Annotated in this window: 14 protein-coding genes and 1 tRNA gene; 10 read left to right on the top strand and 5 right to left on the bottom strand. The window is 42.9% G+C overall.

Features of this window, described 5'->3' with window-relative positions; genetic code table 11:
* The first annotated feature begins 31 nt into the window (after positions 1 to 31).
* The 3 genes from BHV73_RS05180 (at position 32) to BHV73_RS05170 (ending at position 2,285) form a co-directional block, all read left to right on the top strand.
* Entirely contained in the window at positions 32 to 1,183 is a 1,152-nt protein-coding gene (locus BHV73_RS05180) for a TlpA disulfide reductase family protein (protein ID WP_009122217.1), read from the top strand.
* A 191-nt stretch (positions 1,184 to 1,374) separates the two neighbouring features.
* Positions 1,375 to 1,839, top strand: coding sequence for a transcription elongation factor GreA (gene greA / locus BHV73_RS05175; RefSeq protein WP_009122218.1), 465 nt, complete (start codon positions 1,375 to 1,377; stop codon positions 1,837 to 1,839).
* A 53-nt stretch (positions 1,840 to 1,892) separates the two neighbouring features.
* Positions 1,893 to 2,285: an HIT family protein gene (locus BHV73_RS05170; protein WP_087412249.1), complete on the top strand. Its 393-nt coding sequence runs from the start codon at positions 1,893 to 1,895 to the stop codon at positions 2,283 to 2,285.
* Between the two features lie 95 nt (positions 2,286 to 2,380).
* Here the strand turns inward: BHV73_RS05170 and BHV73_RS05165 are convergent, their stop codons facing one another.
* Positions 2,381 to 3,466, bottom strand: coding sequence for a mannose-1-phosphate guanylyltransferase (locus tag BHV73_RS05165; RefSeq protein ID WP_009122220.1), 1,086 nt, complete (start codon positions 3,464 to 3,466; stop codon positions 2,381 to 2,383).
* Positions 3,467 to 3,610: 144 nt separating this feature from the next.
* On the opposite strand from BHV73_RS05165, the gene BHV73_RS05160 reads away from it, so the two are divergent.
* Positions 3,611 to 3,694, top strand: a tRNA-Leu gene (locus BHV73_RS05160).
* An 81-nt stretch (positions 3,695 to 3,775) separates the two neighbouring features.
* Here the strand turns inward: BHV73_RS05160 and BHV73_RS05155 are convergent.
* A complete protein-coding gene (locus tag BHV73_RS05155; protein ID WP_009122221.1) occupies positions 3,776 to 4,738 on the bottom strand; it encodes a FimB/Mfa2 family fimbrial subunit in 963 nt (320 codons plus the stop codon).
* A gap of 181 nt (positions 4,739 to 4,919) precedes the next feature.
* Between BHV73_RS05155 and bas-suc the strand changes: the two genes are divergently transcribed.
* From bas-suc to BHV73_RS05130, 5 genes are all read left to right on the top strand, one after another.
* Entirely contained in the window at positions 4,920 to 6,428 is a 1,509-nt protein-coding gene (gene bas-suc, locus BHV73_RS05150; protein ID WP_118466972.1) for a 3-succinylated cholic acid synthase, read from the top strand.
* A gap of 54 nt (positions 6,429 to 6,482) precedes the next feature.
* Positions 6,483 to 7,115, top strand: coding sequence for a hypothetical protein (locus tag BHV73_RS05145; protein ID WP_087412246.1), 633 nt, complete (start codon positions 6,483 to 6,485; stop codon positions 7,113 to 7,115).
* A gap of 35 nt (positions 7,116 to 7,150) precedes the next feature.
* Entirely contained in the window at positions 7,151 to 7,714 is a 564-nt protein-coding gene (locus tag BHV73_RS05140) for a cob(I)yrinic acid a,c-diamide adenosyltransferase (protein WP_022217657.1), read from the top strand.
* Between the two features lie 71 nt (positions 7,715 to 7,785).
* Positions 7,786 to 8,007 (top strand): DUF2795 domain-containing protein, encoded by a 222-nt coding sequence (locus tag BHV73_RS05135; protein WP_002558131.1) that lies wholly within the window; start codon positions 7,786 to 7,788, stop codon positions 8,005 to 8,007.
* Between the two features lie 122 nt (positions 8,008 to 8,129).
* Positions 8,130 to 10,562 (top strand): DEAD/DEAH box helicase, encoded by a 2,433-nt coding sequence (locus tag BHV73_RS05130; RefSeq protein ID WP_087412080.1) that lies wholly within the window; start codon positions 8,130 to 8,132, stop codon positions 10,560 to 10,562.
* Here BHV73_RS05130 and BHV73_RS05125 read toward each other — a convergent pair.
* The 3 genes from BHV73_RS05125 to BHV73_RS05115 form a co-directional block, all read right to left on the bottom strand.
* A complete protein-coding gene (locus BHV73_RS05125) occupies positions 10,559 to 10,918 on the bottom strand; it encodes a DUF488 domain-containing protein (RefSeq protein ID WP_087412079.1) in 360 nt (119 codons plus the stop codon). The genes BHV73_RS05130 and BHV73_RS05125 overlap by 4 nt on opposite strands.
* The gene (gene ric, locus BHV73_RS05120; RefSeq protein ID WP_022217660.1) at positions 10,915 to 11,646 is read right to left on the bottom strand and encodes an iron-sulfur cluster repair di-iron protein; all 732 of its coding nucleotides are present in this window, start codon (positions 11,644 to 11,646) and stop codon (positions 10,915 to 10,917) included. The genes BHV73_RS05125 and ric overlap by 4 nt, the downstream gene beginning before the upstream one ends.
* 108 nt (positions 11,647 to 11,754) lie before the next feature.
* Positions 11,755 to 12,246: an N-acetyltransferase gene (locus BHV73_RS05115; protein WP_087412078.1), complete on the bottom strand. Its 492-nt coding sequence runs from the start codon at positions 12,244 to 12,246 to the stop codon at positions 11,755 to 11,757.
* 249 nt (positions 12,247 to 12,495) lie between these two features.
* Here BHV73_RS05115 and BHV73_RS05110 point away from each other — a divergent pair, with 249 nt between their 5' ends.
* The gene (locus tag BHV73_RS05110) at positions 12,496 to 13,074 is read left to right on the top strand and encodes a porin family protein (protein WP_022217662.1); all 579 of its coding nucleotides are present in this window, start codon (positions 12,496 to 12,498) and stop codon (positions 13,072 to 13,074) included.
* Positions 13,075 to 13,094: the final 20 nt, after the last annotated feature.

Genomic DNA, 13,094 nt, shown 5'->3' with positions numbered 1-13,094 from the left:
TGCACGTTCTTTTTAGAAAAATACACGAAATATGAAAAAGATTCTTTTTGTAGCGTTGGCTGCTCTGGGCCTGAGCGCATGTGATTCCGAACCGAAATTTAAAGTGGAAGGCGAAATATCCGGTGCTGACGGCAAGACGCTTTATCTGGAAGCTTCGGCTTTGGAAGGTATTGTTCCTTTGGATTCTGTCAAGTTGAAAGGTAACGGTACGTTTGCTTTCAAGCAGACGCGCCCGGTATCTCCGGAATTTTATCGTTTGCGGGTGGATGACAAGGTGATCAACTTTTCCATAGATTCTACGGAAACAGTTCGATTGAATGCACCGTATACGGATTTTTCTACGGCTTATACCGTAGAGGGATCGGCCAACAGTGCGAAGATAAAAGAACTTACCATGAAACAAATGCAGTTGCAAACCAATGTGAATGCGTTGATTCAGAGCATGCAGGCGCATAAGATGGGTGCGGATGTGTTTGAAGACAGCCTTGCTACATTGATGAAGAACTATAAGGATGAAGTGAAGATAAATTATATTTTTGCTGCTCCCAATACGGCTGCCGCTTATTTTGCTTTGTTCCAGAAGCTGAATAATTATCTGATATTCGACCCGTTGAACAATAAAGATGATGTGAAATGTTTTGCCGCTGTGGCAACCAGCTTGAATAACTACTATCCGCATGCCGACCGTTCAAAGAATCTTTATAATATCGTGATAAAGGGAATGAAGAATACCCGAACTCCGCAGCAAAAGGTAGTGGAGCTTCCTACAGAAGCTGTTTCGGAAACGGGCATCATCGACATTAACTTGCGCGATATGAAAGGTAATATGCATAAGTTGAGTGATTTGAAGGGCAAAGCTGTCATTTTGGATTTTACAATCTATCAGAGTGCGGTTTCCCCTACACATAATTATATGCTGCGTGATTTGTATGACAAGTATGCCGGACAAGGTTTGGAGATTTATCAGGTTTCTTTGGATGCGGATGAGCACTATTGGAAAACAACCGCTGATAACTTGCCTTGGGTATGCGTGCGTGATGCCAATGGGGTGTATTCCAGCATAGCTGCCGCTTATAATGTGCAGTCGCTTCCGGCTGTCTTCCTTATCAATAAAAAGAGTGAATTAAGTGCTCGTGGTGAGTCAATTAAAGATTTGGATGCAGCAGTGAAGGCTCTGTTGTAACGTGTTATAAATTAGAAGATTTCATTTAAATATGTTACAAAGCACTACTTTTTGCTTGACACGCATTATTTAAAAGGCTATCTTTGCAAAGGAAAATAGGAAAGAGGGTTCCAGCATGCTGACCATGTTGGAATTCTTTTTTGTTTATAATACCATTAAAAAAACAATATAAATAATAAGGAGGAAAAAGTATGGCTTATATGTCAGAAGAAGGCTACAATAAGTTGTTAGCCGATTTAAAACAGCTGGAAACGGTAGAACGCCCGAAAATTGTGGCAGCTATCGCTGAAGCGCGTGACAAGGGTGACTTGTCGGAAAATGCGGAATATGATGCAGCAAAAGAAGCTCAGGGTCTTCTTGAAATGAAAATCAATAAACTGAAGCAGGTGATTGCCGATGCCAAGATTATTGATGAGTCCAAGTTGAAGACCGACAGTGTACAGATATTGAATAAGGTGGAACTGAAGAATGTGAAAAATGGTATGAAGATGACTTATACTATTGTGTCTGAAAGCGAAGCCAACCTGAAAGAGGGCAAGATTTCTGTAAACACTCCGATTGCACAAGGTTTGCTTGGTAAGAAAGTGGGTGATGTTGCTGAAATTAAAGTTCCGCAGGGTATGATTAATCTGGAAGTAGTAAACATATCGTTTTAAAGGAAAGGCAGGTCCGTATGCGGGCTTGCCTTATTTTATACATATATAAAGTTATGGCAACAATATTCAGCAGAATTATCGCAGGTGAGATACCTTGCTATAAGGTAGCAGAGAATGATAAATTCTTTGCATTTCTTGATATTAATCCGTTGGTGAAAGGTCATACGTTGGTCATTCCCAAGCAGGAAGTGGACTATATCTTTGATTTAAGCGACGAGGATTTGGCTGCAATGCATATCTTTGCAAAGAAAGTGGCATTGGCTATCGGTAAGGCTTTTCCTTGCAAGAAAGTAGGTGAAGCTGTTTTAGGTTTGGAAGTCCCTCATGCACATATCCATCTGATTCCTATGCAGGACGAAAAGGATATGATTTTCTCCAATCTGAAGCTGAAATTGACAGATGAAGAATTTAAGGCGGTAGCCGAAGCCATTCGCATGGCACTCTGATAGATTTTATTTCCTCCCCTATATAAAAATGAAAGCGGCAGTTGTTATATTCAACTACCGCTTTTTATTATACTTTCCTGTTATCGGAGAATCGTTTAAATATAATCATCTCCCAGTTTGATTTGAGCATCGTTTACATACTTACGTATGGAATGTTCTTCATCCTTTTTGCAAATCAGCAGTACATTATCCGATTCAGCGATGAGGTAGCCTTCCAATCCGTCGATGACAGCAAGTTTGTTTTGCGGAAGAACGACAATATTATTTTTGCTATTGTATAATAGAGACTGGCATTTCAGAGTAACATTCTCCGATTCATCTTTTTGAGAAAGGTCGTATAAGGAGCCCCATGTTCCTAAATCAGACCAGCCGAAATCGCCCAATGATACATATACATTATCTGCTTTCTCCATAATGCCGAAGTCGATGGATACATTAGGACATGCAGGGAAGTTCTCGTCTATGAATTTCTTTTCTTCCGGTGTTCCGTATACATCCTTTCCGGCTGCCAGTTTGGTCGCCAATTCAGGCAGAAGTGATTCACCGGCTTTGATGATACTATTGACATTCCACATAAAGAGACCGGCATTCCAATAAAACTCTCCGCTTTCTACGAAAACCTTGGCTAATTCCAGTTCGGGCTTTTCTGTAAAGGTTTTCACTTTATAGAAGTTGCTGTCTATGTGTTCGGCTATCTGTATATAGCCATATCCTGTTTCCGGACGATTGGGCTTGATACCAAGAGTTAGAAGTTTGTCCGATTTTGCAACAAATGCCAAACCTTTTTCTATGGCTGAAAGGAATTCGCTTTCTTTTAGGATGAGATGGTCTGAAGGAGCGACTACTATATTGGCATTCGGATTCAATGCGCGGATATGATAGGCGGCCCATGCAATGCATGGAGCTGTGTTTCTACGAGTAGGCTCTAATAAAATCTGTTCAGGTTTTAACTCGGGAAGCTGTTCTTTTACTAAGTCTGCATATAAGTCATTGGTTACAACCAGTATGTTCTCTGTAGGAATTACTTTGCTGAATCGATCAAATGTCTGTTGCAATAATGAACGCCCTGTGCCAAAAAAGTCTAGAAATTGTTTCGGAAGAGTTTTACGGCTGAAAGGCCAGAAACGGCTACCGATTCCACCACCCATGATTACACAGAAATTATCCTTATTGGTTATCATATGAAATGTTTTAAAAGTTTCTGCTAAAGTACTGCATATTTTATAAACAAGGAATGTTTGCAGGATATTTTCTTACTTTTTTCGCCTTTTTTTGCAGAAAGTATTGCAGGTTTCAAAAAAAGCCGTATCTGAGAAATCAAGCATGCCCAGATGGCGGAATCGGTAGACGCGCTGGTCTCAAACACCAGTGGATTCACTTCCATCCCGGTTCGACCCCGGGTCTGGGTACAAAGAAAGAAAGGAAAGCCTTGTAAATTGGACGTTTACAAGGCTTTATCGTTTTTCTACTGAAACATAACTGAAACTCTCTCACTCAATTATCGGTACATCAATATTTTCGTTTTTTTCATTCCAGTTATCGACAGTAAAGTCACCGGAAGATTCTTCAGAAAAGATATTGCCCAAACTTAAAGTCAGAGTCAGCTTGGTATTGGCGTTGAGTGGAGAACTCAACGTTTGCTTAAAGCTTTTTACATTACCGTTTTTGAGTGTGATTGTTAACTGGAATTCAGATTTGCCGGCGGACGGGAATAACATAACCGTACTATTGCTCATTTGAGTACCGTCTATTGAGCGAGCCAATGGGAAAGCGATTGTACGTGGTATCCCTTGTGGCTCTCCAGTATAATAATTGAGCTCGCTATAAATATTGGTAATTCGCACGGCTACACTATCTATACTGGAACTCAGTACTGTATCGTCTTTATCTTTCAAAACAACTTTCAGTCCGGCTACCACTCGCTTTAAAGAGGCTTTGAGGCTTTCACTTCCAATCTTTATCGTTTGTGCTGCATATACCAGGTCGAATACAGGATAGTAAATGGTGTCGGCCGATATTTTAAATAAGCCAAGAGATTGTTTTGACATATCCAGTCCTATACTGTGAGCCGCTTCTTTTATGGCGGGATGGGCGTAAACAGGATCCTGATATTTGGGCGTTCCCCAATAAATCATGTTGTAAGTACCTATCGGTAATGAGATTTCCCGATTAATGGATCCGTCATAGAAAGTACCGTCCTTTACTTGGTAGTAACCGTAGAAAGGAGACAGCTTTCCTCTTACATAGTTTCCATAGTAGATGGAACTGTTTGCATCACATGGTATAACTGTCAGAATACCGGTAAATGAACTTTGTTGTCCGTTGATATTGTCGATACTCATTGCCATGCGCGGACTGATGAGGTGCGAATTGTCCGTAGTGTTATCCTTGTCATCATCCGAACAGCCTGCTATGAGAACGGCAATACCTATAAACATTATTAATTTTTTCATTATCTGTTGAGTTTTAGGTTATTCCCATAGAGAACATTTTGCAGTTAGAATGGTTCTCTGTCTTAAAAAGAAAAATATGCGGACGTTGTGGTATTGAAGTTAAATCCCATAGATAACTTGTCTTTCGTATGTAGATACTGTACATTTGCATTATTTGTTCAACGAATTACCGATTATTGTCATGAGGAATAAAATCGTCTCTTTTTTGTCGCTTTTCTGCTTACTGTATTCTTTTACGCTTTCTGCACAAGTTAATGAACTGCCACGCTCCACGCCTGAGGCGGAGGGTATTCCTTCACAAGCCGTTACTGCCTTATTTGACTCTTTGATGTTACTTCCAAAAACCGAAATTCATAGTGTCATGGTACTGCGTTATGGCAAGGTGGTTGCGGAGATTTATCCGGCTCCCTTTGCGCCTGAGTATAGCCATACGATGTATTCCTGTTCCAAAACTTTTGTCAGCGCTGCGGTAGGACTGGCTGTTGCGGACAATCGTCTGCGCTTGACAGACCGTGTTGCTACCTTTTTCCCGGAATCATTGCCTGATACAATTTCGACCAATTTGGCAGCTATGACCGTGCGCGACTTGCTGACCATGACTTCCGGTATTGCTGCGGACTGGAATATGCGTAATATTTGTACGGACTGGATACGTACGTTTCTTGCAAAACCAGTCAGAGAACCCGGCAAACAGTTTGAGTATGACTCGATAGCCACTTACCTGCTTTCTGTCATTGTACAAAAAGTAACGGGGATGACCCTGCTGGATTATCTGAAACTGAAACTTTTCAATCCGATGAATATCATGGAAGTGGCGTGGGAAATCAGTCCCGAAGGTTACAATACAGGTGGTTGGGGACTTTATATCCAAAGTGAATCGTTGGCCAAGTTCGGTCAACTCTTGTTAAACCGTGGAATGTGGAAAGGCAGGCAGCTACTCCCTGCATCATGGGTAGAGCAGATGATGACCAAGCAGATGTCTACTTTAGGAGATGATTACGGTTATCAGATGTGGCTTTGCGAATATCCCGGAGCTGTGCGTGCCGATGGAGCACTCGGGCAATATATCCTGATTATCCCGGATAAGGATATGGTAGTGGTTATAACGGAATGTACACGGACCAACGGTCGTGCACAACGTAGGTTGGTGTGGAACCGTTTGCTGCCTGAAGTGACTGACACCCCCTTAAAAGTCGGCAAGGCTTATGGACAGCTGCAAAAGAAACAACAATCCTGCCGGCTCCCTTTTGTGCAAGGTAAGACAATATCCCCCGAAGCACAGATATATAACGGCAAACGTATCACTCTCGAACAGAATAAATTCGGTTGGCAATCCCTTACTCTGAATTTCAAACCAAGAGAAGTTGTAATGACAGTAACGGAAATGAATGATAATACTTACGACCTGCTGTTCGGTTATAAACAATGGCAAATGGCAGTAATAAAGGCTTATCCTCCTTATTCTATTATCCCAAAAGGACGTTTCTGCGGTATCGAAGGCCCTTTTCGGGTGGCAGGAAGTTATGCTTGGCCGGCATCAAAAACGCTTGAACTGAAAGTGCATTATGTCAATTGGGTATCAGCTCTTGACCTCGTCTTTCATTTTGACGGAAAGAATGTTGCTCTGACGGTTCAGGAAAATTATTCATCCGGTACGGGTATGGTTATTAAAGGAAAGGTGTGTGATTAGCTTCCATTTCCGGTTTTTCTGTATTTTTGCAACGTAATAAAGAATCAATTTATGATGAACCGTATATTACTTGCGCTGAAACGTCCTTTCATTTGGCTGTATCGCTTCCGCCACCGTTGCGGTTACGGGGTACATTCACCTTTCGCTTTTAATTTGATAACACACGTTATCTATGAATCCACTCCTTATTATAAGTATGAGGAGCTGGTAACCGCACAAAAGAAGCTTGCGCCGCAGAAAGATCGTACGTGGAGTTACGAATCCTTAAAAGTAAAGCGGCTTCTATTCCGTTTAGTGAATTACGCACAACCGACTACAGTTGTGGATGCCGGCAGACAGTCAGCCTCTTCTCTTTATCTGAAAGCCGCTAAGGAGGGGGCGGATTATACAGCCGCTTCCGAGTTGTCCGAACTTTTTCTGGAGAGTGGCGCTCCTGTCGATTTTCTATACTTGCACGATTACCGTCGCCCGGAATTTGTAGAAGAAGTATTCCGTATCTGTATTTCCCGTACTACTAAAACATCCGTTTTTGTAATCGAAGGTATCCGTTATACATCTCGGATGCGTGCTGTTTGGAAATGTATCAGTCAACACGAAAAGGTTGGTATTACTTTCGACCTTTATGACCTCGGCATTATATTCTTTGATAAAACCAAGATAAAACAGGACTATATTGTCAACTTTTGATTACCTTTAGGCGTTTCAAAGGAAAAATGACTATTATGAAAAAGAGCCTTGTATATACAAAAACCGGAGATAAGGGAACAACCTCCCTTGTGGGTGGTACCCGTGTTTCCAAAACTCATATCCGCCTTGAAACCTACGGCACGGTAGATGAACTGAACTCTAACTTGGGTTTTCTCATTACCTATCTTTCCGATGAGCGTGACAAACAGTTCTTACGACAAGTACAGGATAAATTGTTCGCAATAGGTTCTTACCTTGCGACAGATCGTGAAAAGACCAAACTCCATGAAGTGAGTATTACCACCCCGGAACAAGTGGAAGCGGTGGAATATGAGATAGACCGTTTGGATGATACGCTTCCTCCGCTGACCTCTTTTATCCTTCCGGGCGGCTGTCGTGGGGCTGCCGTTTGTCATATCTGTCGCACCGTTTGCCGTCGTGCTGAACGCCGCATTCTTGCTTTGGCGGAGCAGGTAGACATTTCTTCAGAATTATTAGCCTATGTCAACCGTTTGTCTGACTATTTGTTTGTTCTTTCACGAAAAATGAATCAAGACGCGGAAAAAGAAGAAATATTTTGGAATAATAGTTGCAAGTGAAATATTTTGTTATACTTTTGCCGAAAAATAAAGATAGGAATTAATATTCACAATTTTAATACTTAGAAACTATGTATTGGACATTGGAATTAGCATCTAAATTGGAAGATGCCCCTTGGCCGGCAACTAAGGACGAACTGATAGATTATGCCATGCGTTCGGGCGCTCCGCTTGAGGTTATTGAGAATCTGCAAGAAATGGAAGATGAAGGCGAGATTTATGAAAGTATTGAAGATATTTGGCCTGATTATCCCAGCAAAGAAGATTTCTTCTTCAACGAAGAGGAGTATTAATACGCTTTGATTGAATCTTATCCATCGGTTTACGGATAAGACAAATTATAGAAAGAGGTAGTACGAAGGCCTTTGCTATGGCTGGGATACTATCTTTTTTCTTTTTAATCCCCATTGTATTGATGATGACACAAACAGGAGAGGCATGCCGTTTGCCCGAATTAAAAGAACGCCATTTGCCCGAAGACTGTCGGCAGAGTATAACGGAACTTTTGAAAGAAACCTATGGTTACGACCGCTTTCGTAATCTTGAAATTTACGATGATTTGTTTAAAAGCAGGGAAACACTCTGCATCTCTCAAGGGCAACTGATTGAAAATGTAATCCGTGAGGCGGAAAAGGCGCGGAAAGAAGTGCAACCGGATAATATTCTGCTGACCGCCCCAACGGGTTCGGGTAAATCTCTGTTGTTCCAACTCCCGGCTATCTATCTGGGAAAAGAATATAATCTGCTAACCATTGTTGTTTCTCCTTTGAAGGCACTGATAGTAGACCAGGTAGAAGGTTTGCAAGACTTGGGTTATGAACGTGTGGCGTATGCATCTTCTGACCTTTCACCGGAGCAGAAGATGGAGGTTTATCGGGCGGTGCGTGAGGGAGAAATTGACCTGTTTTATCTTTCGCCAGAGTTGTTGCTCTCCTACGACATCAAACATTTTGTCGGCAATCGCCGTATTGGCATGGTAGTTATCGATGAGGCGCATACGGTAACCACCTGGGGTAAAGAGTTCCGTGTGGACTATTGGTTTCTGGGGCGCTATTTAAGTGCTTTGAAGCAGAACCTAGGTTATACATTCCCGTTGTTTGCCTTGACCGCCACTGCCGTGTGGAATCCCAAAGGGGGCAATGATATGGTATTCGAGACGATCCGCTCCCTACAGATGGAGCCTTGCGTGCTTTATGTCGGTACGGTAAAGCGTAAGAATATCGGTTTCGATATCCGACAGCTCACATTGGAAGAGGGGGAAACCTACGATAAAGGTAAGCAGCGCGTCATATCCGGACGTGTGGAAGACTTCCTCAACGGGCATAAAACCCTGCTTTACTATCCCTTTGCCGGTAGTATAGATATGCGTATAAAGACTTGGGTACGCTCTGCCGACTGGCATTGGGTAGCTTCCTATTACGGTAAGAAAGAAAAAGAGCAGAAAGCCGCCATTGTGCAGGATTTTAAAGAGGGCATGAAGCGGATGATTGTCGCCACAAAAGCTTTCGGCATGGGTGTGGACATCAGCGATATTGATCGTGTCTACCACGTAGCGCCTTCGGGTACGTTTGTCGATTACATTCAGGAAATAGGCCGTGCAGCCCGTGATGCGGATGTTCAAGGCATTGCCGCCACTGACTATCACGAGCGTGACTTTTATTATATGAAACGTCTGCATCAAACCGGTAATATTGCACAGGAACAGTTGGAGCTGATTCTGAAAAAGCTCATGGAAGTATATCGGATGAAAGGAGAGAAAAAGGAAATTCTTGTTTCCCTGTCCGACTTTGAGTTTGTGGTGAAGTTGCCGCGTACCAAGAACAAACTGGAGTATGAGGCCGAACTGGGACAACTTATTAAGACCGCTTTACTGTGGTTGGAAGATGATTTGTCGCAGCGGTACGGAACGCATTTGTTGGAAGTCAGTCCGCAAAATCTGTTGGCAGAGGGTTACGTTCAGGATAAGACTGGTGATACCTTTGCACGCGAGTTTCAGAGCTATCTTACAAGAGTGGAAGGTGAAGAAGACGTCTATCGAGCCCGTCTGGATACTCTTTGGGAAGAGTGTTTTCCCGAGTTGGGATATAGAGAGTTCAAACAGAAACTGAATAGTGGTACCTTGTGGGAAGGTTCCCGTGCCGTCTCCGTGGGTAAGCACGAAGTTCTGCTGAAAGAAGATGCAACGATTATCCGACAGCGTATGGACGCTTTGTTCAAGAATTTGGTGACGATGCTGAAGACGGCTTTGCTGAAATCGAAAGGACGTTTCGATGAAGAAGAACTGCGTGCGGTATTTGCCGAGCACGGCATGGATGTGCCGTCTGCCAAGCGTTTCATCGGTTCGCTATTGGAAAGCCGCACCGAAGAGGGACGTAGCGTAAGCTATATCAGCAGTATCAAGAAGAAAGACTCGAATGAGCTTTCATTTACTGTAATCAAAGGCTTCGACCTGCTTTTGTCCCGTTATCAAAAGCTGTTTACCCAACGTATCACAGGCAATAAGGGCGCGCGTTTACAGTTCTACTGCACTCCGTTCTCCGATTTGAATATGCTGCTCAATCTCCTTTCCATGCTCGACTGCCTTTCGTTCAGTGTAGAGGGTGGTGGTACCCCCTGCGTACACGTCCGGTTCGACAATCCGGAGCTTCTGCAACAATTGGCGGATTCCAATGAATATCACAATCTCATTTTGGATGCCAACGAGCGTATTTTTGAGGAGCAGATAGATTTATTTTCCTCTTTCTTCGGTACCGATGCTCTGACGGACGAACAGCGTTGGGACTTCGTGGAAGAGTATTTTACCGGAACCGGTGTGGAAGAACTGAAAAAGAAGTATATCGTTCGTTAGGCCATGTGAGCCGAAAGAAACTGCTGAAGGATGCGCGCGTGATTGCGTATGGGATCTTTTGATGCATACAATAAGGTTACGGTGTCATACGTTTTTATTCTTTCCATAAATTGCCGTACGGTATCCGAGCCTTCCAATTCCGTTCGATACATATTCGCAAAGTCTTCCCAATGTTCCGTTGTATTTTCGTGAAACCATTTACGCAGTTTGGCGGAAGGAGTGATGTCCTTTTCCCATACATCACTTTTCAGATGTTCTTTTTTTATACCGCGAGGCCACAGGCGGTCTACCAATACACGATAACCGTCTGCCGCATCGGGGGCTTCATATACTCGTTTGATTCTGATTTGCGTCATGGATGCTCTTGTAATTCCGTTTCCAGTTGTATGGTACGCGGGAAAACGATGTTGTTTTCCAAATGGATGTGCTGATGCAGGGCGGCTTCAAACGCTTTGAGTTGTTGTAATACCAATTGGTAGCTGTTGCAGGCATCTTCCGGAGCAGAATATCCGTTTGTTAGTTTCTCGATGTGGCGGAAACGTTCACCTTCGGTATCATGCTCGGACATCATTACGGATATGGGATCCTGGATGCTGCCGCAGTGAAATTCAGGGATTGTGGCACCGTCAAGTTTGGCTTTCACCATTTCGTAGATGTATGGAAACAATACCAGCTCTTCCTTGTCGAGGTGTTGGTTGAGATCGGAAAGCGATTGCCGGAGCAACACTTGCACATTGTATAGTGCAGGATGATTTTCGCCATGTACCTTACATACTTTGTCGAGCAGTTCCTGTATCTTCGGTCCGTTCTTGCGGATGTTGCGGTGATGTATCTTCAAAATGTAATCTGCGAGTAAGTCCAGCGGCCAATTCTTGAAGTCGATGTTTTCGGTAGTTATCGGAGCAAGGTTCTCAATGTCTTTGATAATCTCATCCATATCCGCTCCCGCTTTTTGGCTGGCTTCGGGCAAAAGAATAGAACCGTGGCAGCAAAAGTCGATGCCATACTTATCGAATACTTCGGCATTACCGAAATTGTCGGCAACAATCTCGCCGACTGTCATTGTTTCATAATCTTTCTTCATACAGAATTTTGTTTTATCTTCCTTGACGGAAATTGTTCGGCATTATTACAAATGTCCTGTATGGAATGTTTGAGAGATTATGATTATTTGAATTTACTTATCCTGCCTTTACAGTTTCTGGAAAGCCAGCCGTTCGTCTCCGTTCAGCAAGTAGATGATGCCGCAATATTGGAAGCCGTGTTTCTTGAGGATATATTGCAGGATATGATTATCGCGATGGGTATCGGCACGCAAGTTGGGTATTTGGCGGTAACACCATTGCAGGCAGGCGGATGCTATGCCTTTACTGTCTTCCGTACTTGCCAGACGGTGGATAACGCCATACGGGCGGATATCGTCTATCCATTCACCGTTGTAGATTTGCACATAGGTAGGGTCGTTTCCTTGTATAAAGGCGAAAGTTCCTACGATATTCTGTTCTTCATCGAGGCATACATAGCTGTTTCCGTTTTCGATATCTTTCTTGATAATTTCTTCGGTGGGGTAGCCGCCGGTCCACTGTTTCATGTTCCCGTCTTTGCGCATGATGTGTTTTCCCTGCTCGAAGATGTCCATGAGGGTATTGAGCTCTGTGATGTCTGTTTTTCTAATCTTTATCATAATGTGTTAGCCGAATCCGAATAAGAAGATATTCTCCGAATGCAAAGATAATTATTAATTTTATATTTTTTGCGGGTACACAGCACTAATGCCGCTCTCTCCCTTTGCCGGTAGGTGTTTGTATGAGTGCTGCTAAATAATTTGCCGATACTGTGATTGTCATCTCTGCATGAACAATTTGGAATGCTAACTGTTCTTTTTAGGGATAATTTACATATATTTGTCCCGATTATTTAAACATATTGAATTATGAAAAAGATCTTTAGTGTTTTTATGATAGCTATATGCTGTTTGGCAGTGGCTATACCGGCTCAGGCTCAATTGCTTAAGTTTGGTGTCAAAGGTGGTGTGAACTTGTCGAAACTTAAACTCGAAGGGATGAAAGATAATTCTACCGGATTCTTTTTCGGCCCTATGGCGGAAGTAACGATTCCCATTGTTGGTTTAGGTGTGGACGGTGCTTTGCTGTATTCTCAAAGAGGTGATAAAACGGAAGGTATTGATATGAAGCAAGCTGGCTTGGACATACCTGTCAATCTGAAATATTCTATCGGCTTGGGCAGTATGCTGGGCATTTATGTTGCTGCCGGTCCGGACTTCTTTTTCAACTTTAAGGGTGATAAGAACTTTGAGGGGGGAAATAAGATAGAGAGTAAAAAGGCCCAAGTGGGCATCAATGTAGGTGCAGGTGTGAAGCTGATTCAGCATTTGCAGATTGGTTTCAACTATACGATTCCTTGCGGAGACTCATTCACTTGGAAGAATGCAGGTAAGGCTATTGGTGCAAAGAATAAGACTTGGCAGATTTCCGCAGCTTACCTGTTCTAAGGATATAACGAGACTATCTT

Origin of the sequence: Bacteroides sp. 44_46 (assembly GCF_001915465.1) — a bacterium.
Taxonomy (GTDB): domain Bacteria; phylum Bacteroidota; class Bacteroidia; order Bacteroidales; family Bacteroidaceae; genus Bacteroides; species Bacteroides clarus.
This window is presented reverse-complemented; position numbering and strand designations above follow the sequence as displayed.

Bases quoted from the DNA above. Each gene is read 5' to 3' on its own strand.
- BHV73_RS05180 (WP_009122217.1), top strand. From the start codon at position 32: ATGAAAAAGATTCTTTTTGTAGCGTTGGCTGCTCTGGGCCTGAGCGCA.
- greA (WP_009122218.1), top strand. From the start codon at position 1,375: ATGGCTTATATGTCAGAAGAAGGCTACAATAAGTTGTTAGCCGATTTA.
- BHV73_RS05170 (WP_087412249.1), top strand. From the start codon at position 1,893: ATGGCAACAATATTCAGCAGAATTATCGCAGGTGAGATACCTTGCTAT.
- BHV73_RS05165 (WP_009122220.1), bottom strand. From the start codon at position 3,466: ATGATAACCAATAAGGATAATTTCTGTGTAATCATGGGTGGTGGAATC.
- BHV73_RS05155 (WP_009122221.1), bottom strand. From the start codon at position 4,738: ATGAAAAAATTAATAATGTTTATAGGTATTGCCGTTCTCATAGCAGGC.
- bas-suc (WP_118466972.1), top strand. From the start codon at position 4,920: ATGAGGAATAAAATCGTCTCTTTTTTGTCGCTTTTCTGCTTACTGTAT.
- BHV73_RS05145 (WP_087412246.1), top strand. From the start codon at position 6,483: ATGAACCGTATATTACTTGCGCTGAAACGTCCTTTCATTTGGCTGTAT.
- BHV73_RS05140 (WP_022217657.1), top strand. From the start codon at position 7,151: ATGAAAAAGAGCCTTGTATATACAAAAACCGGAGATAAGGGAACAACC.
- BHV73_RS05135 (WP_002558131.1), top strand. From the start codon at position 7,786: ATGTATTGGACATTGGAATTAGCATCTAAATTGGAAGATGCCCCTTGG.
- BHV73_RS05130 (WP_087412080.1), top strand. From the start codon at position 8,130: ATGATGACACAAACAGGAGAGGCATGCCGTTTGCCCGAATTAAAAGAA.
- BHV73_RS05125 (WP_087412079.1), bottom strand. From the start codon at position 10,918: ATGACGCAAATCAGAATCAAACGAGTATATGAAGCCCCCGATGCGGCA.
- ric (WP_022217660.1), bottom strand. From the start codon at position 11,646: ATGAAGAAAGATTATGAAACAATGACAGTCGGCGAGATTGTTGCCGAC.
- BHV73_RS05115 (WP_087412078.1), bottom strand. From the start codon at position 12,246: ATGATAAAGATTAGAAAAACAGACATCACAGAGCTCAATACCCTCATG.
- BHV73_RS05110 (WP_022217662.1), top strand. From the start codon at position 12,496: ATGAAAAAGATCTTTAGTGTTTTTATGATAGCTATATGCTGTTTGGCA.